Origin of the sequence: Shinella sp. M31, from assembly GCF_049199205.1 — a bacterium.
GTDB lineage: Bacteria > Pseudomonadota > Alphaproteobacteria > Rhizobiales > Rhizobiaceae > Shinella.
Genome location: NZ_JBLZPH010000216.1, coordinates 1 through 425, shown reverse-complemented (window position 1 = coordinate 425; position 425 = coordinate 1). Strand labels below are relative to the sequence as shown.

Annotated in this window: 1 protein-coding gene; it reads right to left on the bottom strand. The window is 61.4% G+C overall.

All coding sequences use genetic code 11. The features are described from left to right. The coding region (locus tag ACOZKU_RS27885; RefSeq protein WP_421581624.1) for an IS30 family transposase at positions 1-425 on the bottom strand (425 nt) is incomplete at both ends.

Genomic DNA, 425 nt, shown 5'->3' with positions numbered 1-425 from the left:
GTGTTCAGCCGGTCGCAGATTTCCTTCAGGTCCTGTTCGCTGATCGAGAGCGGATCGATATCCCTCGAAAGCCATTTCCTGGCCCGTCCGTTCGTGTTCTCGACGGTGCCCTTCTGCCAGGGTGATTGCGGGTCGCAGAACCACGTCGCGGAGCCGATGCCGGCCTGGAGGTAGGGCCAATCAGTGAACTCTCTGCCACTATTGAAGGTGATCGACCGGCGCGCGCGATGGGGCAGGGCCCGCAGCACGCTGATGAGACGCTCGATGATAGGGCGGGATTGCCGGTCGTTGTTGCGAAAGAGAACGGCGAAACGGCTGACCCGCTCGACCAACGACGTCACGTTCGCCTTGCCGAACTTCTGGCGGAACTGGATCAGGTCGCATTCCCAATGTCCGAACTGCCTGCGATCGGCAACCACATCCGG